21 protein-coding genes are annotated in these 21,626 nt (G+C 67.2%); 3 read left to right on the top strand and 18 right to left on the bottom strand.

Going from position 1 to position 21,626, the window contains the following annotated elements; genetic code table 11:
- Positions 1 to 34: 34 nt before the first annotated feature.
- From ACSU1G_RS16345 to ACSU1G_RS16330, 4 genes are all read right to left on the bottom strand, one after another.
- Entirely contained in the window at positions 35 to 628 is a 594-nt protein-coding gene (locus tag ACSU1G_RS16345) for a hypothetical protein (protein WP_439281026.1), read from the bottom strand.
- Positions 625 to 2,496, bottom strand: a complete 1,872-nt coding sequence (locus tag ACSU1G_RS16340; protein WP_439281025.1) for an alpha/beta fold hydrolase — start codon at positions 2,494 to 2,496, stop codon at positions 625 to 627. The genes ACSU1G_RS16345 and ACSU1G_RS16340 overlap by 4 nt, the downstream gene beginning before the upstream one ends.
- Positions 2,497 to 2,589: 93 nt before the next feature.
- Entirely contained in the window at positions 2,590 to 2,799 is a 210-nt protein-coding gene (locus ACSU1G_RS16335) for a hypothetical protein (protein WP_439281024.1), read from the bottom strand.
- A gap of 41 nt (positions 2,800 to 2,840) precedes the next feature.
- Positions 2,841 to 3,050 (bottom strand): hypothetical protein, encoded by a 210-nt coding sequence (locus tag ACSU1G_RS16330; RefSeq protein ID WP_439281023.1) that lies wholly within the window; start codon positions 3,048 to 3,050, stop codon positions 2,841 to 2,843.
- A 335-nt stretch (positions 3,051 to 3,385) separates the two neighbouring features.
- Here ACSU1G_RS16330 and ACSU1G_RS16325 point away from each other — a divergent pair, with 335 nt between their 5' ends.
- Positions 3,386 to 4,264 carry a M23 family metallopeptidase gene (locus ACSU1G_RS16325; RefSeq protein ID WP_439281272.1) on the top strand — a complete coding sequence of 293 codons (879 nt, stop codon included), beginning with the start codon at positions 3,386 to 3,388 and terminating at the stop codon, positions 4,262 to 4,264.
- A 100-nt stretch (positions 4,265 to 4,364) separates the two neighbouring features.
- Here ACSU1G_RS16325 and groL read toward each other — a convergent pair whose 3' ends face one another.
- The 3 genes from groL to ACSU1G_RS16310 form a co-directional block, all read right to left on the bottom strand.
- Entirely contained in the window at positions 4,365 to 5,960 is a 1,596-nt protein-coding gene (groL, locus tag ACSU1G_RS16320) for a chaperonin GroEL (protein WP_439281022.1), read from the bottom strand.
- 171 nt (positions 5,961 to 6,131) lie between these two features.
- The gene (gene groES / locus ACSU1G_RS16315; protein ID WP_439281021.1) at positions 6,132 to 6,428 is read right to left on the bottom strand and encodes a co-chaperone GroES; all 297 of its coding nucleotides are present in this window, start codon (positions 6,426 to 6,428) and stop codon (positions 6,132 to 6,134) included.
- Positions 6,429 to 6,680: 252 nt separating this feature from the next.
- Positions 6,681 to 7,211, bottom strand: a complete 531-nt coding sequence (locus tag ACSU1G_RS16310; protein ID WP_439281020.1) for a hypothetical protein — start codon at positions 7,209 to 7,211, stop codon at positions 6,681 to 6,683.
- 22 nt (positions 7,212 to 7,233) lie between these two features.
- On the opposite strand from ACSU1G_RS16310, the gene ACSU1G_RS16305 reads away from it, so the two are divergent.
- Positions 7,234 to 8,640, top strand: coding sequence for a THUMP-like domain-containing protein (locus tag ACSU1G_RS16305; RefSeq protein WP_439281019.1), 1,407 nt, complete (start codon positions 7,234 to 7,236; stop codon positions 8,638 to 8,640).
- Positions 8,641 to 8,790: 150 nt separating this feature from the next.
- On the opposite strand, the gene ACSU1G_RS16300 is transcribed toward ACSU1G_RS16305, so the two are convergent.
- From ACSU1G_RS16300 to ACSU1G_RS16265, 8 genes are all read right to left on the bottom strand, one after another.
- Positions 8,791 to 9,624 carry an endonuclease domain-containing protein gene (locus ACSU1G_RS16300; protein WP_439281018.1) on the bottom strand — a complete coding sequence of 278 codons (834 nt, stop codon included), beginning with the start codon at positions 9,622 to 9,624 and terminating at the stop codon, positions 8,791 to 8,793.
- A 386-nt stretch (positions 9,625 to 10,010) separates the two neighbouring features.
- On the bottom strand, positions 10,011 to 10,766 hold the full coding sequence (locus ACSU1G_RS16295; RefSeq protein ID WP_439281017.1) for an iron ABC transporter ATP-binding protein: 756 nt from the start codon (positions 10,764 to 10,766) through the stop codon (positions 10,011 to 10,013).
- Complete coding sequence (locus ACSU1G_RS16290; RefSeq protein ID WP_439281016.1) at positions 10,763 to 11,986, bottom strand: iron chelate uptake ABC transporter family permease subunit; 1,224 nt, start codon at positions 11,984 to 11,986, stop codon at positions 10,763 to 10,765. The genes ACSU1G_RS16295 and ACSU1G_RS16290 overlap by 4 nt, the downstream gene beginning before the upstream one ends.
- Complete coding sequence (locus ACSU1G_RS16285) at positions 11,979 to 12,905, bottom strand: ABC transporter permease (RefSeq protein WP_439281271.1); 927 nt, start codon at positions 12,903 to 12,905, stop codon at positions 11,979 to 11,981. The genes ACSU1G_RS16290 and ACSU1G_RS16285 overlap by 8 nt, the downstream gene beginning before the upstream one ends.
- Positions 12,906 to 13,132: 227 nt before the next feature.
- Positions 13,133 to 14,158, bottom strand: coding sequence for a siderophore ABC transporter substrate-binding protein (locus ACSU1G_RS16280; protein ID WP_439281015.1), 1,026 nt, complete (start codon positions 14,156 to 14,158; stop codon positions 13,133 to 13,135).
- A gap of 159 nt (positions 14,159 to 14,317) precedes the next feature.
- Complete coding sequence (locus ACSU1G_RS16275; protein WP_439281014.1) at positions 14,318 to 16,159, bottom strand: glycoside hydrolase family 3 N-terminal domain-containing protein; 1,842 nt, start codon at positions 16,157 to 16,159, stop codon at positions 14,318 to 14,320.
- A gap of 78 nt (positions 16,160 to 16,237) precedes the next feature.
- A complete protein-coding gene (locus ACSU1G_RS16270; protein ID WP_439281013.1) occupies positions 16,238 to 16,597 on the bottom strand; it encodes a type II toxin-antitoxin system PemK/MazF family toxin in 360 nt (119 codons plus the stop codon).
- The gene (locus ACSU1G_RS16265; protein WP_439281012.1) at positions 16,575 to 16,802 is read right to left on the bottom strand and encodes a hypothetical protein; all 228 of its coding nucleotides are present in this window, start codon (positions 16,800 to 16,802) and stop codon (positions 16,575 to 16,577) included. Before ACSU1G_RS16265 ends, ACSU1G_RS16270 begins: the two co-directional genes overlap by 23 nt.
- 212 nt (positions 16,803 to 17,014) lie before the next feature.
- On the opposite strand from ACSU1G_RS16265, the gene ACSU1G_RS16260 reads away from it, so the two are divergent.
- Positions 17,015 to 18,241 (top strand): glutamate--cysteine ligase, encoded by a 1,227-nt coding sequence (locus ACSU1G_RS16260; protein WP_439281011.1) that lies wholly within the window; start codon positions 17,015 to 17,017, stop codon positions 18,239 to 18,241.
- On the opposite strand, the gene ACSU1G_RS16255 is transcribed toward ACSU1G_RS16260, so the two are convergent.
- The 3 genes from ACSU1G_RS16255 to ACSU1G_RS16245 are packed head-to-tail and all read right to left on the bottom strand — an operon-like array spanning position 18,238 to position 21,518.
- A complete protein-coding gene (locus ACSU1G_RS16255) occupies positions 18,238 to 19,542 on the bottom strand; it encodes a hypothetical protein (protein ID WP_439281010.1) in 1,305 nt (434 codons plus the stop codon). The genes ACSU1G_RS16260 and ACSU1G_RS16255 overlap by 4 nt on opposite strands.
- Positions 19,542 to 20,993, bottom strand: coding sequence for a hypothetical protein (locus tag ACSU1G_RS16250; RefSeq protein WP_439281009.1), 1,452 nt, complete (start codon positions 20,991 to 20,993; stop codon positions 19,542 to 19,544). Before ACSU1G_RS16250 ends, ACSU1G_RS16255 begins: the two co-directional genes overlap by 1 nt.
- A gap of 21 nt (positions 20,994 to 21,014) precedes the next feature.
- The gene (locus ACSU1G_RS16245) at positions 21,015 to 21,518 is read right to left on the bottom strand and encodes a hypothetical protein (protein ID WP_439281008.1); all 504 of its coding nucleotides are present in this window, start codon (positions 21,516 to 21,518) and stop codon (positions 21,015 to 21,017) included.
- Positions 21,519 to 21,626 lie beyond the last annotated feature (108 nt).

Genomic DNA, 21,626 nt, shown 5'->3' with positions numbered 1-21,626 from the left:
TGGTCCTCCCACCTCCCCCGCGGGTCATCCCGGCTCAATAGCTGTACAGGGACTCCGCTGCGTCGAACGGCTCGGTCATCGAGATGAAGACGGGACGGGGGTCCTCCGACTCGTCGTAGCCCGATGACTCCACGATGGCGAACTGGAAGTCGCTCACCTCGACACCGAGGCGGTCCTCTCTGATCTGGCGGCGGATGAATTCCGTCATCAGCTGGTACTCGGGATAGGTACTGACGTGCCCGCTGCTGGGTTCAGCGACCCTGGACATGAGACTGCTGCAGATGTCGAAGACGGCCTTCCCCGTCCGGCGGCTCGCGAACCAGATGGCATGGCGTAGTTGACGGGGGACGACGAGATCGACTTCCTGCCAGAGGAGCGTCTCCCCCTGAGCCGTCCGCACCCGGTAGGTGTAGTGGTAGTCCTTGGTGGCCGGATAAGGGGCGAAGAACTTCCAGTTCGGTATGGAGGAGAAGACGTCCCAGCGGCCGCGAGGTCCGTTGAAATTGGCGTGTGGATGCTGGGCGGCCAGTGTCAGCAGCGTCGCACCGGCGACCGCCAGGCGGGGCAGCAGCCCCTCGTCCTGGATACTCCTGCGGCCGGCCTCCATCAACCCGTGCATCGCGTTCATGACACCACCGCCTCTGTCATCTCCTGTTCCCGCATGAAGGCCGTCAGATGGCCGACGACCTTCTCGGCCACCTTGCTGTCGCTGAGCATGGAGTCATGGTTGGCGTGTGCGAGGATCCGGTACTGACGATCCTGACGGGCCTCGATCTCGCTGCCGGGCACCAGTTCCTCGTACAGCGCACCCTGTTCGGGAAAGCTGTTCAGCGTGTCATCGGCGGCGATGAGAAGGGCCGGGACGTCGGGCACCTCGAGGGGGCCGGTGAAGGCCAGCAATTCCTCGTACACCGCGTTCCATTCTCGTAACGCAGCCTCCCAGAGCCGGGAATCCGCGTAATGCGCCATGTGACGCTCGCGATAGTTATGCGGGAAGGAGTCGATCCATTGCGGCCGCTTCATCAGGAAGCCGGTACCCCACTTCAGATAACGGACCATCTGCTCCAGTGAGTCCGTCATCTTCTCAGCGCCCTCGCGCTGCTGATCGGAACGGCTGAGTTCAGCGGGGTGGGTCGGGTCCAGGTAGACGACCGCCTGGACCTTGGAGGGGCCCAGCCGCAAGGCCAGGCGCCTGACGAGTTCTCCGCCCAGAGAGTGTCCCAGCAGCACCACCTTCTGCTCCGGGGCGACGGTCTCGGCCACCAGGTCCTCCAGGTCGTCGAGCGCCTCGTCCAGGGTGAATTCATCCTTCGCGTGGCGCAGACTGGCCGCATAGCCGGGACGGCTGGCCATCACCACCCGCTTGCCGTGGTTGTACGCCAGGCTCTCCGTGATCCAGGCGAAATACTCTGCCGTGGCAGCCATGGCCGGGGTGAAGAGATAGACCGGTTCGGAGGCGTCTGCCCGGGGCCCGCCCCATTCATACCGGTACACGTTGCCCCGCCGGGTGGTCATCGAGAGGGTATGCGGCCAGCCCTCCATCACGATCTTCCGTCGGTTGGTCTTCACGAGCCAGGCGTAGACGCCGACCGCGACGGCGCCCAGGCCCAGGAGCGGCAGCACGGAGTCATCCCGCTCCTGTCCGATCGGATGATCCTTGGGAATCGTGACATAGGCCAGTGCCGGGTACATCGCGGGGAACGCCAGCAGGAAGCGGCCCAGCCCCATCAGGACGGCATTGACGGCATGGAAGCCCACGCCGGTGAGCAGGAATGACTTCGTCAACCGTCCACGCGTCAGAAGCACCAGGGGGAACAGTGCTTCAAAGGCCAGCGCGGCCTGGGTCACCGCTCGGGCGAGCCTCGGAGACCTCTGAGTCCAGCGGAAGAACGGTTCGGAACCGTACGTCTTGGTGCGCATGATGCCGGACAGGGCGCTTCCCTCCCTCCACATCGGTCCCGCCATCTTGACCCATCCGGACAAGCCGTAGGCCATGCCCGTCTGGAGCGCGAGTCCCCAGAGGAACGTGTCCTTCGACCGCGGGGACGCGGAGAGCCGCGCCAGGCCGTTGAAGGTCTGGACGAGGGTGCCCACCTGGTCTGAACCGTCCGTGCCGAATCGATGCCGGGGTGTCAGGAGCGCATAGGACACCGAGTTGTAGAGGTTGAGCACGCCACGGACGGTAGACCACGAGGACGGCAGGACGAGGAGTCCAGCACTGGCCGCAAGCCGACCGGCGTGGAGGCTCAGGGACACCTGCTTCCCGCTGAGTCGCGAGACCACGGAGCGCAGGACCCGGTTGTCGATCTCCCGGGACTTCTTGATGCTGTCCCAGTCATTGAGGCCACCGGAATCCATATGCCGGTGTTGGACCAGGTACTCAAGGGAGGAGATCGTGGTAGCGACCGAGACGATCCGCTCAGAGACCACCATCGCCTGGTCTCTGCCCAGGCCGAAGGGACGGAAGACCGATTTCAACGCGTCGGAAACCTTCACCAGTGCTGCTTTCTACGAGTACTGATTCGTCGAGGACCATGCCTGGTGCGCGCCGGATGCCTCCGGCACGCACCAGGGATTCTGTGTGGGTGACTAGCTGTTGTTGGTCACGGTGTACGCGGCGATGCCCGCCGTGACGACAGCAGAACCGGCACCCGCCCCCTTGGCGAAGGCCGCGCCGAAGGCCAACAGTCCGGGCGTGGCGAGGACCGGGTTGATCCGCGCTGCGGAACTCGGTGCCACTACCCCGGGGGTCAGGTCGTAGGAGGCCTGCTCATTCATCACATCGGTGACGGTCTTCATGAATCGGAACCCTCTCGCAGTCCAGTGTGGTTGTGGTGTATTCAGTCGCCGGTGGCCACGGTGAACAAGGCGGCGGCCGCACCGACGACGGCACCGAAACCGGCGACACCGCCGGCCACCTTCCAGCACGTGGCCACGGCCACGGGGGCCGCGGCAGCAGGGGTACCCAGCACCGGCGCACCTGCGGAGGACATGGAGCCGCCCTCGAAATCGATATTTTGGGCGTTCATAAACTCGGCTACAGCAGTCATTGTCTTGAATCTCCTACCCTTTTATCTGAGTGCCACCTGATCCGAAGATGTACTCTTTGGGCGCGAAAAGATGGGAAAGAAATGGCAATTTAGTGAGCCCTCTCCTCAAAAAACCGCGACGCCTCAAGGTGAATCAACCGACGGAATCATCTGTAATGGCGTGAACAACGTCACCGTAACAAGGATGCGACGACCGCCTCAACCGCGTCGGCGGGGATCGCCAAAGAATGAACAAAAGTACTAGGACGGATGGACGAAAGTGCCGGTTCCGCCGTGGTCTGCCGTCGCTAGGGTGGATCCATGGCCTTTCAGCCCCCTACCTCGGATCTCACGTGATGCCGCCGAACGCCGAGCCTGGGATCCATGCACTCCGACGTGCCATCGCCCGGTGGCAGACCTGGTGGGTACGCCTCTTCATCCTGACCGTGCTGGTCATGTCCTACGGGCCTGTACCCCGCCTGTGGGCCGTTATCTGCATGGTGGTCCCCCTGCTGTTGTTCCTGGTGCGCCCGCCGGCCAGGCGGCCGGAGCCCGTCGTCCTGTGCGCGCCGGTTCGCGGCCGGTGGGTCGCGTTCAACAGCCCCGGTTCACGGGTTCCCAGCCACCGGGTGCGTGCCCATGGCCAGATGTACGCCGTCGACCTCCTCCGGGAGGACACCGGCGGCCCCATGGGGATGAGCGGGACCCTGCGTGGGCGCAGCCCGGAGGATTACCCGAGCTTCGGCACCCCCGTGAGGGCCATGGCCGCCGGGACGGTGGTCCACGCCACCGATCACGTCCGGGACCACCGTGCCCGTGATTCCTGGCCGGGACTGATCTGGATGCTGACCCTCGAGGGGTTCCTCAGGCTTCTCGGCGGTTCGCCGGCCATCCTGGGCAACCGGGTGATCATCCGCCATGATGACTCGACGTTCTCGGCCTATGCCCACCTGCGCCGGGCGTCTGTGACAGTCCGCCCCGGTGACGAGGTGGACGTGGGCCAGACCGTGGGTCAGGTCGGCAACACCGGAAACTCCTCCGAACCGCACCTCCACGTCCAGCTCATGGACCGGCCGCGGCCGGAGTCCGCCGCGGGACTCCCCATGCGTTGGTCCGGGGTGGAGGTCGACCCCGAAGGGCTCAGCCTCCGCTGGGCCACCGGATACGCCAAGCCCAGTGCCGTCCCCGGCTTCCCGGCCAACGGCCAGTACTTCGACGCCCCCGGTCCGCGGTGATCCCCTCTCCGAGCGCCCCCTCCCCCCAGACGAAAATGACCTCACCCCGTCACAACGGACGGGGTGAGGTCACTGTGCGCTTGACGCGGGGAGAAGAGGGTTACTTCTCGTCCTCGTCCGCGCGCTTGTCTGCCACGAGGGTCTCGGTGGTCAGGACCAGCGCGGCGATCGAGGCGGCGTTGAGCAGGGCGGAACGCGTGACCTTGACGGGGTCGATGACGCCCTGGGCCAGCAGGTCACCGTACTCGCCGGTCTTGGCGTTGAAGCCGAAGTTCGGCTCCAGCTCGGCCACGTGGGAGGTGACCACGTAGCCGTCCTCGCCGGCGTTCTGGGCGATCCAGCGCAGCGGCTCCACGAGCGCCTTGCGGACGATGCCCACACCGAACACGGCGTCACCGGTCAGTGCCTTGACGGCCTCGTCCTCATCCAGGACGGCCAGGGCGTTGATCAGCGCGGTACCGCCGCCGGCCACGATGCCCTCTTCCAGAGCCGCACGGGTGGAGGACACAGCGTCCTCGATCCGGGCCTTGGACTCCTTCAGCTCCACCTCAGTGGCTGCACCGACCTTGATGACGCCCACGCCGCCGGCCAGCTTGGCCAGGCGCTCCTGCAGCTTCTCGCGGTCCCAATCGGAATCGGTGGCCTCGATCTCAGCCTTGATCTGCGCCACGCGGCCGGCCACCTCGTCGGCGGAGCCTGCGCCCTCGACGATGGTGGTGTTGTCCTTGGTGACGGTCACGCGACGCGCGGTGCCGAGCACCTCGACGCCGACCTGGTCCAGCTTCATGCCGAGGTCCGGGGAGACCACCTGCGCACCGGTGAGGGTGGCGATGTCCTGCATCATGGCCTTGCGGCGGTCGCCGAAGCCCGGGGCCTTGACGGCCACGACGTTCAGGGTGCCGCGGATCTTGTTGACCACGAGGGTGGACAGGGCCTCGCCCTCGATGTCCTCGGCGATGATGAACAGCGGCTTGTTGGCCTGCAACACCTTCTCCAGCAGCGGCAGGAACTCCTGCACGTTGGAGATCTTGCCGGAGTTCAGCAGGATGTACGGATCCTCGAGGATGGCTTCCTGGCGCTCGGCGTCGGTGACCATGTACGGGGACAGGTAACCCTTGTCGAACTGCATGCCCTCGGTGATGACCAACTCGGTGGAGGTGGTCGAGGACTCCTCGATGGTGATGACGCCTTCCGTGCCGACGGTGTCGAAGGCGCGGGCCAGCAACTCGCCGACCTCGTCCGACTGGGCGGAGATGGCGGCCACGTTGGCGACCTGGTTGCCGGAGACGGCCACGGCGTTGGAGGCCAGGCGGGCGTCGATGGCGGCCACGGCGGCCTCGATGCCCCGCTTGATCTCGTTCGGGGCGGCACCGGCGGCCACCTGGCGCATGCCCTCGTTCACGAGGGCCTGGGCCAGCACGGTTGCGGTGGTCGTGCCGTCGCCGGCCACGTCGTTGGTCTTGGTGGCCACTTCCTTGGCCAGCTGGGCGCCCATGTTCTCGTACGGGTCGTCCAGCTCGATGTCACGGGCGATGGTCACGCCGTCGTTGGTGATGGTCGGCGCGCCCCAGGACTTGTCCAGGACCACATTGCGGCCCTTGGGGCCCAGGGTGACCTTGACCGTGTCGGCCAACTTGTCGATACCGGCCTGGAGGGCGCGTCGCGCCTCATCGTTGAAGGCTAGCTGCTTCGCCATGAACGAAGCTCCTTTCGTAAAGGATCTGAAGGATCAGAAGAATGGTGGGTGGACGCGTCAGGGCCCGGCCGGCCGAAATGCCTGGCCGGGCCCTGGCGCGTCAGCCGGACCGCACTGTGCGGGCAGAGAACACCAGTGCCCTGTGCCCGGACAGTGGAGACCGGCGGAAGATCACTTGGTGACGATGGCCAGCACGTCGCGGGCGGAGAGCACGAGGTACTCCTCGCCGCCGACCTTGACCTCGGTGCCGCCGTACTTGGAGTACAGGACCACGTCACCCTCGGCCACGTCGACCGGGATGCGGTTGCCGTTGTCGTCAACACGACCGGCGCCGACGGCCACGACCTGGCCCTCCTGCGGCTTCTCCTTGGCGGTATCCGGGATCACCAGGCCGGACGCGGTGGTCTGCTCGGCTTCCAACGGACGGACGACAATACGATCCTCAAGGGGCTTGATGGAGACAGACACGTCTGTACTCTCCTTCGTTTCGGGTGGGCCGGGCCCGTTCAAGACGGACCGGCCAGCGTTATGGATGGTGTGGTGCGCCGGAGGCTGGCCAACCGTCGTCGCGGGAGCCGGGTGGCAGGTCCTTCAGGCTTAGCACCCGGTGCCCCGGAGTGCCAGAAATGACTCTAGGCGGGCTTTAGCACTCGGTCAAGGCGAGTGCCAAGGTGACGTCGCGGGTGGGCGAGCCCAACAGGTTCCGGCGCTCGTCCACCGTCAGGCGTTCCGCCGGGCCCGGAAGATCCCGACGGCGGCCACGCACAGTCCCGCGAAAGCGGCACCGAGCGCGATCAGTGGCCCGGCGAGTGGAACCCAGACCACGTCCCGGCGGATGGCGTCCGCCGTCTCGGAGTCGGAGAGCATGTCCCCGCCGCCGAGCGTGAAGGTGCCGGCCACGAACACCTGGGCGATCACCGTGATGATCAGCAGCAGCGCCGCCACCACGCCCACCGCCATGGATGCGTACAGCAGGATCTTGCACCACAACGGCGCGGATGCCGCCTGCTGGGAGGCGCGGGAATCACGCCCGACGTCGGCCCGGCCCCCACCCGAGGTGAGGTCACCTGAGTGGTGGGGGCCGTCGTCGTACCCTTCCTGCCGGTCCCCCGTGGCCGGGCGGGCGTCCTCGAAGCGGCCGAAGAAGTCGAAGCCGGGCTCGCTGTCCCAGCGCCGGTCCGGGTCCAGGCGGTCCCGGTCACGGCGCGCGGAATCGGGCAACGGCAGACGCGGGGCGGGACGGCTAGGCATGCTTCCAGCGTACCGTTGAGCCGTGGCCACTTCCTCTCCCGTTCCCTCCTCCGCTGCCGAGTCCACGCAGGACGAGACGGTACTCGCGCCGGTGCTCACGCCCGAGGGCTGGCAGCTGCTGAACGCGGTCAGCGCCGCGCAGGGTCCCACGGGATACCGGGAGTCCGAGGCGTTGGCCCTGTCCACCCGGCTCCGGGCCGAGGGACACGCTGCCGAGCTGGTCTCCGCCGTGCTGACCCAGCTGAAGTTCCGGACCCAGGCTGCCGCCAAGTTCGGGCCCTTCGCCGCGAACATGCTGTTCACCCGGGCGGGTCTGGAACAGGCCACCCGGATGAACGTGGCCGCCCTGCACGCCGGACGGTTCGCGGCCGCGGGGGTGCGGAGCGTGGCCGATCTGGGCTGCGGGATCGGTGCGGATGCCATGGCCCTGGCCGCCCTGGACCTGCAGGTCACCGCCGTGGAACGGGACGAGACCGTGGCCGCCGCCGCCACCATCAACCTCATGCCGTTCCCGAACGCCACCGTGGTGGGTGCGGACGCCGTGCAGTGGCTGGGCGCGCTGGACGGCGCGGCCGGATCAGCTGACCAGGCCGGGGCGGTTGGCGGGGCCGGCGCGGTTGGCGGGACCGGCGCGATTGGCGGGGCCGGCGAGGCCCGGCCCGAGGGGTTCTGGCTGGATCCGGCGCGGCGCGTGGTGTCCTCGTCCGGCTCCGCGCGGGTGTTCGACCCGGAGGCCTTCTCCCCGCCCCTGTCCTTCGTGGAGCAGCTGGCCGAGACCGGTGCTCCCGTGGGCGTCAAGCTCGGACCGGCGCTGCCCCACGCCTCCGTCCCCGCCGGCTGTGAGGCCCAGTGGGTCTCCGTGGGCGGGTCCCTGACCGAGGCGGTGCTGTGGTTCAACGCCCTGGCACGCCCGGGGGTCCGTCGCTCGGCACTGGTACTCGGTGGTGGGGATACGGGGTCGGCAGAGCTGTTCTCCGCCGCCGACTTCGGGGATTCCCCCACGGTTGACGTGGCGGGGGTGGCGGGCCTGTCCGGCTTTCTGTATGAACCGGACCCCGCCGTGATCCGGGCCGGGCTGGTGGCGGACCTCATCGACCGGGAGTTCGCTGGTTCGGGCGGGCGGCTGCTGGACGAGCACATCGCGTATTTCTGCGCGGACGCAGCACAGGGTTCACGGTTTGCCACGGGCTACCGGGTGCTGGAGGTCATGCCGTACAAGGTCAAGGGACTGCGGCGCTGGGTCAGGGAGACGGGCGTGACACGGCTGGACATCAAGAAACGGGGAGTGGACGTCACCCCGGAGGAGCTGCGGCGGCTGCTGATGTCCGGTCAGGGCAAGTCGGGCAAGGGCTCCGGCCGTCACGCCACCCTCGTGCTGACCCGGATCGGCGCGGACCGCGTGGCCGTGGAGGTCGAGCCCCTCCCCTGAACCCACCTCCAGTTCTGGTCGGGAGTTCCCGTGGCGATTGAGCTGAGAACGGCACCATAACTCCCGATTCGATGTGACGACGGCCGGCAGCTCTGTGCGTCAAGCGTGTCAAGCGTGTCAGCGAGGGCTGTGTCAGGACTTCCCTCCGAGTCAGCATCCTCCCCGGGAGGCGAAGGCCAGGCGCAGGTTCTCCAGGAGTTCTTCCCATCCGACCCTGGTGAAGCTCTTCTTCGTCACACGGATCACGATCCAGCCGTCTCGTTGCATGCGCAGATCACGCTGGATGTCCCGGTCCCACTGGTCGGCATCGCTTCGGTGGTGGTCGCCCTCGTACTGCAGACAGATCTTGACGTCCTCCCACACGAGGTCGGGCCGGATCTTCTCGCCGGTGGACAGCTCCACCTCCGGGTTCACCGCCGGTTCCGGGAAGCCGGCCTGGATGACCCCTACCCGCAGTCGGCTCTCCTGGGGTGAGTCGGACCCCGGCCTGAGCCAGGTGATCGCCTCTCGGGCACGGCTCAGCCCTCTGAATCCTGGACGGCGGCAGATGGCATCCTCCATGGCCTGGATCGAGGAGAGGGGATGTAAACCGGGATTCCTCTGTCCCGCGGGCCCGTCCTTGCTCTGCAACAGACTGTCTCCTGCTGCGACGAGGTCATCGAACTCCATACCCGTCGCCGCCAGCTCGACCCATGTCCAGGCCGGCCCCGTGACCCGAACCCCTTGATAGCGCTTGATGGGCGCGTGGACGGGCAGCAGGTGGCCTTTGACCCGCCGTCGCCGTGGCGGCCCGCCGGCCTGCGACGCCTTGGAGAGGTGGATTGGATGGCATCCTGTGGTGCCTATCGGCAACCAGATCCCCCACAATGCCGCCGCCGTCTCGTGGGAGAACACCCCCAGGGGGTGAAGGTGCTGCAACGCCACCAGGTGCTCCAGGAAATCCACCTCCTGGTCACGGCGCTGGCGGATTCCCCGGCTGATCACCTGGAGTTCAGGATGACGAAGGTGCTGTGGCTTCAGGCCACCCTCCAACTCCTTCCGGGTGGAGAAGCAGCTGGCTGGAAGGGTATCGGGGAGTGGGCGTTTCCTGGGTGGCATCAGTCCAGACTGGGCAGCTCGGTCCGGGCACGGTATCGCGGTGCCGAACACTCTGGATGAACCGCCGGAGCTTGGCCGCTGTGGAGTGACCGGAGCACCTGCAGGCTCTCCGACCGCGCCGGCCCGTTCGGGAGTTGGCGTGGCGATCTACGGTCAACCGGCACCGCAACTCCCGAGCAGACGGGAACTCCCGAGCAGATATGGCGCTCGCACGGCTCAGGGGCGCTGAGGCGCTGAGTCTCTGGGGCGCTGAGGCTCAGGGCCTCAGGACCTCAGTAGTAGACGGCCAGCCGGCTCTCGGGGCCGTCGATCACTCGGACGGGCGTGGAGAACACCCGGGAGAGCACCTCGTCTGTGATGATCTCTTCAGGGCGGCCGAACTCGGTGATCTGACCGTCGTTCATGGCGAGGATCCAGTCGGCATACCGGGAGGCGAAGTTGATGTCATGCAGCACGATCACCACGGTGCGGCCCAGCTCGTCGGCGGCGCGGCGCAGCTGCTTCATCATCTGCACGGAGTGCTGCATATCCAGGTTGTTCAACGGCTCGTCCAGCAGCACGTAGTCGGTGTTCTGCGCCAGCACCATGGCCACGTAGGCACGCTGGCGCTGACCGCCGGAGAGCTGGTCCAGGTACCGGTTCTCCAGCGCCTTCAGGTTCAGGAAGTCGATCGCCTCGTTGATGTAGCCCTCGTCCTCGGCCGTCAACCGCCCCCGCGAGTAGGGGAAGCGCCCGAAGCCCACGAGCTGGCGCACGGTCAGGCGGGTGACGAAGTGGTTCTCCTGGCGCAGGATGGACAGGACCTTGGCCACGGCCTTGGACGGGGTGTTCACGATGTCCTGCCCCGCCACCTCGATCCGTCCGGCGTCCACCTTGAGCAGCCGCCCGATCATGGTCAGGATGGTGGACTTGCCGGCACCGTTCGGCCCCACCAGGGCGGTGATGCCGCCCTGTGGCAGTTGCACGGAGACGGGCCCGATCTGGACCTCGTCACCATAGGATTTCTGAACGCCGTCGAGGGTGATCACAACCGGCCCTTTCGCAGGATGACCAGGAGGAAGACGAGCCCGCCCACCAGTTCGATGATGATGGTCACGGCTCCTTCTGCATAGAAGATGTTCCGCAGTACGAAGTACGCCCCGGAGAGGATGGTGTAGCCGATCAGGACCGCCACGGGCAGGATCAGCCGGTGGTCGTAGGTGTCCGTGAACTGGTAGGCCAACGTGGCCACCAGGAAGCCCAGGAAGGTCATGGGCCCCACCAGGGAGGTGGTCATCGCCATCAGCACGGACACCAGGGTCAGTACGACCATGATCTCGCGCTTGTGGTTCAGCCCGAGGTTGTTGGTGGCGTCCGCCCCCAGCGCCAGCACGTTCATCCGCCGCGCGCGGATGAACAGCACCGCCGCGCAGACCAGTGCGATCGGGATGACATAGGGCAGGTACTCGGTCTGGGCGTTGGAGATGTTGCCGAACAGCCGGGCGGTCAGCACGTCGAACTCGTTGGGGTCCAGCACGCGTTGCATGAAGGTGGACAGTGCTCCGAGCCCGCCGCCGAGCACCACGCCCACGAGCAGCATGATGTGGATGTTGCCGAAGCGCCCGGACAGCAGCCAGGAGTACAGCAGCACCGCGAAGACCACCATCATCCCCGCCTGCAGGGCGAACTGGCCCAGCCCCACCACCATGGTCACGCCGGCCACGCCGAAGAAGAACACGGCGGCGGTCTGCACCAGTGTGTAGAGGGATTCGAAGCCCATGATGGAGGGCGTGATGATGCGGTTGTTCGTGGCGGTCTGGAAGCTCACGGTGGCCACGGCCTGGCAGAGCGCCACCACGGCCATCACCACCACCGACTCCACGCGCATCCTGGCGATGATCCAGAAGCCCTCGGAACCGGGCGGCATGGGATTGTCCCACGCGAGGTTGCCGTAGGTGGTCAGCGCGGCGAGCAGCAGCAGCCCACCCACCAGCCACACGTAGCGGTTGCGGTGCTTGCGCTCGGCGAACGGTCCGGACTGGCGCCGCGCTGTCCGCGGTGGTCGTCCACCACCGGAGCGCACGACGCCGGCCGCAGCCTGGGCCTGCCCCGCACCGGGGTGCCCCGCGGCTGCCGGCCACGTGGCTGCCCGCCCAGCGGCCTCCGGCCCGGCAGTCACCCGCGCGGCGTGGTCCTGCCCGGCACGCGGTCCGCTGTCCTCGGGCCAGTCACCGGCCATCCCGGTGCGTTCCATGGTGCTGTCAGACATGCTTGCGCCTCCTGACGAGCAGGCCGATGAAGACGACGGCGCCGACCACGCCGAGGATCAGGGAGACGGGCACCTCGAAGGGCATGATGACGGTTCGCCCGATGATGTCACACACCGTGACGACCGCGATCCCCACGAGGCAGACCCACGGCAGGTTGGTGCGCAGGTTGTCCCCGCGGAACATGGAGACCACGTTGGGCACGATCAGCCCGAGGAAGGGCAGGGACCCGATCACCACGGTGACCACGCCGGTGACGATCGCGATCATGGAGACCCCGGTCAGCAGCACGGCGGTGTAGTTCAGGCCGATGTTGGTGGCGATGTCCTTGCCCAGTCCGGCCACGGTGAAGCGGTCGGCCAGCAGGAAGATGAGGATACCGATGGCCAGCACGATGAACAGCAGCTCGTACCGGCCGCGCACCACCCCGGTGAAGGAGCCGGCGAACCAGATGCCCAGCTGCTGCAGCATGTCGGTCTGCAGGGCCAGGAAGGTGGAGAAGGCCCCCACCACGGCGCCGAGCATGATGCCGATGATGGGCACGATCAGCGAGGACTTCAGGGTCACCCGCTGCAGGAACGCGAAGAACACCATGGTGCCCACGAACGCGAAGAGCACGGAGCCGAACATCCGGTCGAAGACGGAGGCCTGCGGCACCACGAGCATGGTCACCAGCAGGCCGAGGCCGGCCCACTCGGTGGTGCCGGTGGTGGTGGGTTCCACGAACCGGTTCTGGGTCATCAGCTGCATGACCAGCCCTGCCATGGCCATGCTGGCCCCGGCCAGCACCAGGGCGATGGTCCGCGGCACCCGGGTGATGAAGAACATCTGCCAGCCGCCCTCGGCACTCGTGATGTCATAGACGCCCACGAACAGCGAGGTGACCACCAGGGCCAGCACCGCCACGACACCGATCAGCATCGGCCACGCGGTCCGCCAGCGGGACTGCCACGGCGCCTGCGGCACCTGGGACCCCTGCGGGGGCAGGCCCTCATGGCCGCCCGGCTGGACGGTCTGGTAGTCGGAGCCCAACGGAGCCGTCTGGGCCTCCGGGTTCCGGTGTTCATAGGGTGCGGTCACGGTGATTCCTGACGGGGCCGCCGAAGATGGCGGCGGCCCCCGTTGGTGTCTGGGTGGTGTGCCGAGGATCAGGCGCCGAAGGCCTCGGCGAGGTCATTGAGGAAGGTGGTGTAGTTCTGGATGTCCTCGTGCACGTAGAAGTCCGCCGGCAGGTAGACGATGTTGCCCTCCTTGACGGCGGTCACCTCCTGCAACGCCTCGGAGTTCTCGATCAGCTCGGCGGCTGGCTGGTAGCCCTCCTCCTCCGAGGCCGAGACCGCGGCATCACGGTCCATCACCAGCAGCCAGTCCGGGTTGGCCTCGGCGATGGCCTCCACCGAGATGTCATCGCCCTGGTGGTTGGAGGAGCCGTCGCGCTCCAGCGCCGGGGTCAGCTCGAGCATGTCGAACACCGGGCCGATGGCGCGGCCGGTGGACGGGGCGGCGTAGGACAGGTCCCCACCGGTGGCGATCAGCCCCACCACGCTCTGCTCCGGATCGTAGGCGCCCTTGGCGTCCTCGATGGCGGTGTCGAAGTCGGAGATCAGGGTCTCAGCGGCGGCCTGCTGGCCGAAGACGTCGCCGAGCAGGGTCGTCAGGCGGCGCAGCTCGCCGTCCAGGGGTTCACCCTCCACCACGTTGGTGTCCACGAACGCGGCCTCGCCGATCAGCGGCTTGATCTCCTCGGCCATGGCGGAGAAGCGCTGGCCGTTCAGGACCAGGTCCGGCTGGGCCTCCACGAAGCCCTCCATGTTGGGCTCGCGGTGGCTGCCCAGATCGAGGATCGAGTCGTCGGAAGGGTAGTCCACGGTGTCCTCGTTCATGAGGCCCAGCGGCGCCGCGGCCAGCTCCACGCCCCAGTCCTCCAGGGTGCGGAAGATGCGGTTGTCCGTGGCGATCACGGCATCGGCAGACTCGATGCTCACGTCCGTGCCGGACATGTCCGTCACGTCCACCGGGAAGGACTGCGCCTCTGCGCTGGCCGATCCGCCGGCCGAGGACGAGGCGGGTGAGGTCTCACCGGTGGTTCCGGCGCCGGCGCCGCAAGCGGTCAGGGAGAGGGCCGCGGTGGTGACGAGAGCGGCCAGGCCGAGGCGTCGGTTCGTGGTCTGCATGCGAGTGGTACTCCTTGGGGACGTGCAACAGGTGAGGTCGCGCAGGGCCGTGCAGGACTGACCGGCAGCCCCTCCGCTGTTTGGTAAGCCTTACCTTAGACGAATACGCCACTCGAATGGTCGCTTATTTCGAGATTGCGTCGAAACGTGACGCACGCCTCAGCAACCGGTGCCCACCGGCCAGTCGCCCACCTGAACCGGCAGGGTGCCGGGCGCCTCGGCCTTGCCGGTCAGCACGTCCACCAACGCCTCGAACGCCCCCGGGGTCCGGCCGTACAGCGCCACCAGGGTGCCGCCGTCGGGCATGGTGGATCCTGCCAGGCCGAAGGGGGCGTCCAACGCCACCACCACGTCCCCCCGGCCCGGCTCCCGGGCCCCGCCCAGCAGGGCGACCACGGGGCCGGCTCCGACCCTCAGCCCGGCCGCCTCGGCCGCCGCAGTGAGCCGCGTCCGGTCCTTCGCGGTCCCGCCGGTGATCTGCAGCGAGTCCTGCACCAGCGGCGCCGAACACCCGCCCTCCACCACGGTGATCGCCGCGGCCGAGACCTCGCGGGACAGCCGCGCGGGATCCTCAGCGGGCACGACGCCGGCCGCGGCCTTCTCCTCCCCGCTCGCCTGTTCGAGGGCCTGGGCCAGCTGGTCGCGCCACATCAACAGGGCCACCACCCGTTCGGCGGCCTCGGTGAGCCGCTCCGCCGACACCTCGCCGGAGTCCACGGCGTCCACGATCCCGTCCCGCGCCCCGGTCAGGTCCGAGGGCATCAGCAGCAGGTCCGCCCCGGCTGCGAGCGCCTTCACGGGGGCCTCGTCCGCGCCGTAGCGCTCCACGAGGGCGCCCATGTTCAGGGCGTCCGTGACCACCACGCCGTCATAGCCCTCCGGCACATCAGCGCCGTCGCCTTCGCCGGCACCGTTGTCCGAGGGCGCTCCGAGCCCGCGCAGTGCCTCATAGGCCGGTGCAGACACCGACGACGGCACACCCGGTTCGAGCGCCGGCACCACGATGTGCCCCATCATGATCATCGGCGTGTACTGGTCCCCGCTCAGCAACTCCTGGAAGGGCAACCAGTCGCGGTCCTGGAGCTCGGCCACCGTGGCCTCCTGCACCGGTGCCGTCACATGCGAGTCGGCGGTGACGGAGCCGTGGCCCGGGAAGTGCTTGGGGGCCGGCAGCACGCCGGCGTCCAGCAGGCCGTGCGTTGAGGCCTGCCCGAGCACGGAGACCGTGGCGGGGTCCGAGGAGAACGAGCGCGACCCGATGGCCGGGTCGTCCGTCCCGATGGTGACGTCCACGCTGGGGGCGAAGTCCAGGGTGAAGCCGAGCTCCGCCAGCTGTCCCCCCAGGGCAGCATGACCGGCACGGGCCAGGTCGGCGGCGGGACCGTCACCGGCGTCTCCGGTCTCACCAGTCTCTGCGCCGGAGCCACCCGCCGCGATGGCCCCGTAGCTCATGGGGGTGGGCCACTCCACGAGCGGTTCCTGGACGCGCGCCACCAGCCCACCCTCCTGGTCAACGCTGATGATCCCACTCCAGTCCCGGCCTGCAGACAGCGCCTGACGCGACTCCTCCAGCTGGGCGGCCAGCGCCTCCACGTCGGCGGTGCCGTCGGCGGCCCGGGGCACGGCATCCCCCATGACGATCACCCCTGCCAGGTTCAATTCCTGGATCGAGGCGGGATCCGTCCCCGCCGCACCGAGCTGACCCACCAGGACCTGGCCTGCCTGTTCGGCGGTGTCCATCCCGGCCACGGCCTGCGCGGCGGCCTCCGCGGTCTCGACCGACGGTGCGCCCAGCGCCAGCTCCAGCGCGCTCGGCTCGGGTTCCGCGTCGCCTGACTCGTCTGCACCCGACCCGGCACCGGCGGAACTGTCCGTGCCGGAGCCGGGGGCCGGCGTCGTGCCCTGGGGGTCCGCGGTGCAGGAGGTCAGGGCCAGCGCCGCCGTCAGCAGGACGCTCACGGGCACCACGGCGGACAGGGGCAGGCGGGAGGAGGTCTTCACCCGTCCATCGTAGGGAAGACCGGGGGCGTCGAGGAGATCAGTGTGCCGCTGGGGTCAACCGACGGACGAGGTCCAGGTTCAGGGCAGTGCGAGGAAGTCGCGGAGCCAGCCGTCGACATCACGCATCGTCGCCGCATCCACGCTGCCCGCCACCTCGACGAGACGCTCGCGGGTGACCGCCCGGGGCTGTTCCGTCATCGCGAACGTCGGGAGGGTCAGTGAGAGATCGTCTCCCCTCAACGCCACGTGATTCGGCCAACCACGGTCGGTGGTGGTTGCCGGAACGATGATGGCGAGGGTGTCAGCCTGCTCGAGGTAGAGATCACTGGCGATCACGAGCACGGGCCGGCGGCCGGACTGCTCACGCCCGCGGACCGGGTCGAGTTCTGCCCACGCGACCATCCCCCGCCGCAGGTCACCGATCATCTGGCCCGTCACTCAGTGCCACGTCCCAGTCCCGGAATTCATCCCAGTACCCCTGGTCAGCGCCACGGAACGCGCGCCCGAATGACTCCATCCGCCGACGCCGCTCATACCCGTCCAACAATCCCTCGATCAGCCCGGCCGCGGTCACTCCTCGGGCCCGCGCATCACGATTGATGCGGTCGCGGAGTTCTGCCGATACTTTGATCGTCGTTGCCATCCCGAAAGTATACCAATCAGTATATGAGTGCGTCTACGCTCCGTCCTTCCGATCTGCGGGGCGCTACGCGGTCACCGGCGCAGGAGGCTCGGAAGGGAGGCGGGGGTTCACAGCCAAACGGTCATTCCATGGCGGAATCCCAGCATGAGAAGACCAATCGGGTGTGAAGGCCGATACGGGTGTCACGGCCAGGTACTTCTAGGATGGACCCCATGAACCTTCCCTTCGCGCGGTCCGAGCAGTCCACCCTGGGCCTGGAATGGGAACTGGCCCTCGTGGATGCCTCGGATGCCACGCTGCAGCCGGTCGCGGACCGAGTGCTGTCCGAGGTGGCGGACGCGGCGGAGCTGCACCTGGGGCAGGAGCACCCGCACATCAAGCCGGAGCTGCTGCTGAACACGGTGGAGCTGGTGACGGATGTGTGTCACACGGTCTCCGAGGGGATCGGCCAGCTGCGGGACTCCGCCCGGACGGTCCGGGCGGTCACGGACCCGATGGGGGTGGAACTGTACTGCCAGGGTTCGCACCCCTTCGCGGAGCCCACCGGCGAGGCCGTCACTCCGGCGGACCGCTACGGCAAGATGATCGACCGCACGCAGTGGTGGGGCCGGCAGATGCTGATCTACGGGGTGCACGTGCACGTAGGCCTGGATGACGTGCGCAAGGCGATGCCCGTGGTGGACGGACTGGTCAACTACGTGCCGCACTTTTTGGCACTGTCCGCCTCCAGCCCGTTCTGGGCCGGCGTGGACACCGGCTACCAGTCCCAGCGCACCCTGATGTTCCAGCAGCTGCCCACCGCCGGGCTGCCCTTCCAGTTCTCCGAGTGGTCCGGCTTCGAGCAGTGCGTGGCCGATCTGACCAAGACCGGTGTGATCGACGACGTCACCGAGTGCCGCTGGGACGTGCGTGCCGTGCCCCGCCTGGGCACCGTGGAGATGCGGGTGTGCGACGGCGTGGCCACCCTCGAGGAGATGGCCTCGATCGCCGCCCTGACCCAGTGCCTGGTGCAGGACTTCTCCGATGTCCTGGAGTCCGGAGGCAGCATCCCGACCATGCCGCCGTGGCACGTGCAGGAGAACAAGTGGCGTGCCGCCCGCTACGGCCAGGACGCCATCATCATCCTGGACGCCGCCGGCGAGGAGACCCTGGTGTCCGAGCACCTGCGCTCCGAGCTCGAACGGTTGGCGCCGGTGGCCGAGCGCCTGGGCTGCTCGGCGGAGCTGGCCGGGGTGGAAGACATCCTCGCCGGCGGCGGCGCGGCCGCGCACCAGCGGCGGGTGGCCACCGCCGTGGCGGAGGCCGCACTGGCGGATGCGGGCCCGGACTCCGGTGCCATGGGCCTGGGGCCAGAGACCCCGGGGCACGACGCCGGCGCTCCCCTGCGCGCGGTCGTCGCCGATGCGGTGGCCCGGACGCGGGTGTCGATCGGGGGTTAGGCGGACGCCTCGGTTCCCCTGCCCTGCCGCTCCACCATCTGACGCTGATAGGGACCCGGGACGAAGCCCGCCAGATCGGACATCAGCATCGTGAACAGCTGGGCTCCTTGGATCGGGCGGACCGCCACATCGTCAACGCCGGAGGGCGTCACCACATAGGTCCCCAGGGATCCGGCGTTCAAGATCATCAAGGGCAGGACGGACCCGGGAAGACGAGAACGGCCCGATTCCACGAGCCATAGGCCGAATCCCTCGTGGGCCCATAGGCCTTCCCAGCGCTGGTCCTTGGCCAGGTGTGCCGGCAGCGGATACCCCGATTCCATGGAGCGTCGGACCAGGTCCCTGAGGGAGACCTGTTCTTGGTCGAGTCGGCCGGAGAAGGCCGGAACCACGCCCATGGCTCGGAACATCATCTCGCCACTGCGAGTGGCCGATACCGTGCCGATCCGGGCCGGTGCCCCTCCCTTCGGAACGACCACCACTGTTACATCCGCTCGGCGTGAGAGTTCGAGCCGAACCTGCCGGCCCACGCCGCTGAACGCTGTGAGCCGCGCGCTGTCTTCAGGCTCCTGGAGGATGCTGGCCACCCCCGATGCCCACGATCCCCAACGCAGCCCGTCCCCGTCGGCCAAACCGCGCTCTACGGCGTGGTGGGTGGCCTCGGAGTTCAGACGTCCCCAGGATCTTCCTTCGGGATGATGGCGCAACAACTCCAGTAGGGGATCCTGGATCACAGCCAGCGGCACCGCATCCCATCCGTCCGCCTCGGTGAGACCGTCCAAGGGGTCGAGCGAAGTGGCGGCTCCGGGTCTTTCGTCAATGCGCAGGAATTCATCCTCGGGGCCGCCGCGCGGCACGACCGGCACCCAGTCACCGGGAATGCGCCCGACGAGGGTGTCCAGGATCGTGTCCATCAGGGGTAGATCTTCCAGTCCCACGGTAGCGATGACGCACAAGACCGGGTCATGGTTCCAGATATCCACGGTGGCCGAACCGGTGCCGTCCGCTTCCGGCCACAGCATCCAGCGAATCTCTGCCGCCGGTGACCCGTCGACGACGGAGACACGCAGGAATCGGAGCCCGAACCAGGCTCCCTCGCGCCAGTGGTCCATGCCGACGGTCCACGCACCCTCGTCTGGAGTACCGCGCAGGTCGAGGCCAGAACCCGTTCCCTGTCCTTCGCCCCATCGAAACACCATCAGGGTCGGCCGCACCGGTCGCCCGCCAATGCGCGGGAGCATCGCCACGTCCATCCCCGGAAGCGCGATCGTGGTCCAGCGTGATGGCAGGAACAGGGCCATCAGACGAGTTCCCCTTCGGCATAAGCCTTCTGGCGCTCTTCCTCGGTCCACGTCTGGTCAAAGGTCTCGTCAATGGCGAGTGTGGCCAGCTGGCCACCACTCCAGGAGATCAGGGTGATCAGCAACCAACCGGGTGCACCTCCCACCCCCAAAGCGGCGACACCGGCCCCTGCTCCGGCGTCGACGGCGCCTGACGCCAAGAACGTCAAGACCTCCTGTGCAAGGACTCGGCGTGTCTGGGTTTGGACTTGTTCATCGGAGAGCAGCGGATTCTGTTCCGAGAACTCCTTCTCGAATTCCTTGGTGTTCCACCCGCTGGACACCAGACCCGTGATGACGGTGGCGTTGACGTCGAAGAACTTCGTGCCGGCTTTGTCCAGTCCGATGCTCTTGTACGCAGCGTCGTAGATGGCACTCTTGGGCACGCCCTCGATCTTCCCGCTGGCAACGCTGATGCCCTGTGCGGCCAGATACTCCACCATGTTCGGGGGATCTGCGAACGAGCTGCCGTCCGGCGCGGTGACGTTGGGGAGCTCGATGTCGCTGTAGTCCTCGTTCTGGGCGATCGCCAGCTGGACCGCATAGGTCAGGTATGGATCCTCAGCCGAGCCAGACCGGACCAACTCGCCAGCCCCGTTGTAGGACCACTTGAGACCATCGGTGTCCATGTAGTCGTACGGCAGGTCCTGAAGGGGGACGGACTTGGCGATCTCGAGGTAATCGGCTTCCGAGAGTCCGTCGATCCCGCCGAAGAAGTGGCTCTCTTCGAGGAAGTCCGCGAGTTCCTCCGGCGATCCCGCGATGTCCAGTGCCGTCGTCCGGTTGACATAGGCCAGTCGCGACAGCTCACCCATATCGATGGCGGACACCGCATCGGCCAAGGAGTTTCGGGCTTCTTCAATCGTCAGGTAGATGTCGATGGCCGTCTGCTGGTGTTCGTGCCGTTCCTGCTCCAGCGCGTTGAAATGATCCGTCGGCGTTTTGCCGTGCTTTTGGACGTAGTCTTCCTCTTCCCATTCCCCGGTGTAGACCTTGTTCTTGTCCCGGTCATACTCGTAGAGGCGGGTCAGCCACCCCCGAGCCCAATAGTCGTACGGCTCCTTCTTGCCCTGCTTCGTCTGGATCGTCGCGTCGAAGGTCGTTGCCGCCGCGGCAAAGATCTCGGCACCGTGGAGCAACCCTCCGAGCTTCTCGGCCACCGGGGTCATCGCCTCGAAGACCTTCTCCTTGTCAGCACCCCCGTAGACGTCTCTGAAGCGGGACCACTGGCGTACAAGGTCCATGAGGACATCATGGGTATTGCGGACGGCCTCCAAAGTGCTTTCCGCACCCACGACGACGCGGGACGAGGGAGGTAAGGGAACGGCCCATGACACGAAGTTGTCATGCTCTTCCGGAAGGATGTTGTCAGGGACCGACGCCTGTTTCCAACGGATGGTCTCGAATCTCATGGCACGTTATCCGTTACTGCCCTACGGGGCATCGTGGGCGGTGGTGAAGGGTTCAGGATTGTAGGAACCAGGCGTCTCGGCACCGGACGACGGCGTATATTCCCACGCACCGTTCTCCGGGTCGTCAGGAGTCGGTCGCGAGGTGTCCGACTCACCGTGCTCCCCCCCGGTGCGGAACTCCGGATACACGCCCTCCGCGCCGGCGGCATCAGCAGCCATCGCCGCGTCCCCCGATGCGTAGTAGACGACCACGTCCCGCATGGCGTCGATGAGGCTGCGGATATCACTCTCGATGGATTCGTAGTGTGGGATCAACTGTTCATCGTAGAACTGCGCATAGGCAGCATCGGCCCGTATGGCGCTGTCCTGAACCTGGTCGGTCTCGTCCGTCCCGTAGGTCCCGGTGTCCACCGAGTCCTTATCCAGATCCAGACCAGTGAAATGCGTGTTGTCATTGGCAAGGATTCCGTTCAGATCGTTGATGATCTGCTGGCATCCATCTAGATCTATCCAATAGGAACTCATCAGCCCACATACCCCTTCCTCGGTTCTGAAAGCCTATGAGACCGCAGCAAGACACAGCAATGGGGACAACTCCCCATCCCCCCTGAACGCTCCTGTGGTCGGCAGGCC

This window comes from Microbacterium sp. A93 (assembly GCF_051842835.1).
This window is presented reverse-complemented; position numbering and strand designations above follow the sequence as displayed.

Excerpts from the sequence above, each read along its gene's own strand:
- groL (WP_439281022.1), bottom strand. The coding sequence starts at position 5,960 with ATGGCGAAGCAGCTAGCCTTCAACGATGAGGCGCGACGCGCCCTCCAG.
- ACSU1G_RS16250 (WP_439281009.1), bottom strand. The coding sequence starts at position 20,993 with ATGAGATTCGAGACCATCCGTTGGAAACAGGCGTCGGTCCCTGACAAC.
- ACSU1G_RS16265 (WP_439281012.1), bottom strand. The coding sequence starts at position 16,802 with ATGGCAACGACGATCAAAGTATCGGCAGAACTCCGCGACCGCATCAAT.
- ACSU1G_RS16245 (WP_439281008.1), bottom strand. The coding sequence starts at position 21,518 with ATGAGTTCCTATTGGATAGATCTAGATGGATGCCAGCAGATCATCAAC.
- ACSU1G_RS16280 (WP_439281015.1), bottom strand. The coding sequence starts at position 14,158 with ATGCAGACCACGAACCGACGCCTCGGCCTGGCCGCTCTCGTCACCACC.
- ACSU1G_RS16310 (WP_439281020.1), bottom strand. The coding sequence starts at position 7,211 with ATGCCTAGCCGTCCCGCCCCGCGTCTGCCGTTGCCCGATTCCGCGCGC.
- ACSU1G_RS16330 (WP_439281023.1), bottom strand. The coding sequence starts at position 3,050 with ATGACTGCTGTAGCCGAGTTTATGAACGCCCAAAATATCGATTTCGAG.
- ACSU1G_RS16290 (WP_439281016.1), bottom strand. The coding sequence starts at position 11,986 with ATGTCTGACAGCACCATGGAACGCACCGGGATGGCCGGTGACTGGCCC.
- ACSU1G_RS16325 (WP_439281272.1), top strand. The coding sequence starts at position 3,386 with ATGCCGCCGAACGCCGAGCCTGGGATCCATGCACTCCGACGTGCCATC.
- ACSU1G_RS16255 (WP_439281010.1), bottom strand. The coding sequence starts at position 19,542 with ATGGCCCTGTTCCTGCCATCACGCTGGACCACGATCGCGCTTCCGGGG.
- ACSU1G_RS16345 (WP_439281026.1), bottom strand. The coding sequence starts at position 628 with ATGAACGCGATGCACGGGTTGATGGAGGCCGGCCGCAGGAGTATCCAG.
- ACSU1G_RS16260 (WP_439281011.1), top strand. The coding sequence starts at position 17,015 with ATGAACCTTCCCTTCGCGCGGTCCGAGCAGTCCACCCTGGGCCTGGAA.
- ACSU1G_RS16285 (WP_439281271.1), bottom strand. The coding sequence starts at position 12,905 with ATGCTGATCGGTGTCGTGGCGGTGCTGGCCCTGGTGGTCACCTCGCTG.
- ACSU1G_RS16335 (WP_439281024.1), bottom strand. The coding sequence starts at position 2,799 with ATGAAGACCGTCACCGATGTGATGAATGAGCAGGCCTCCTACGACCTG.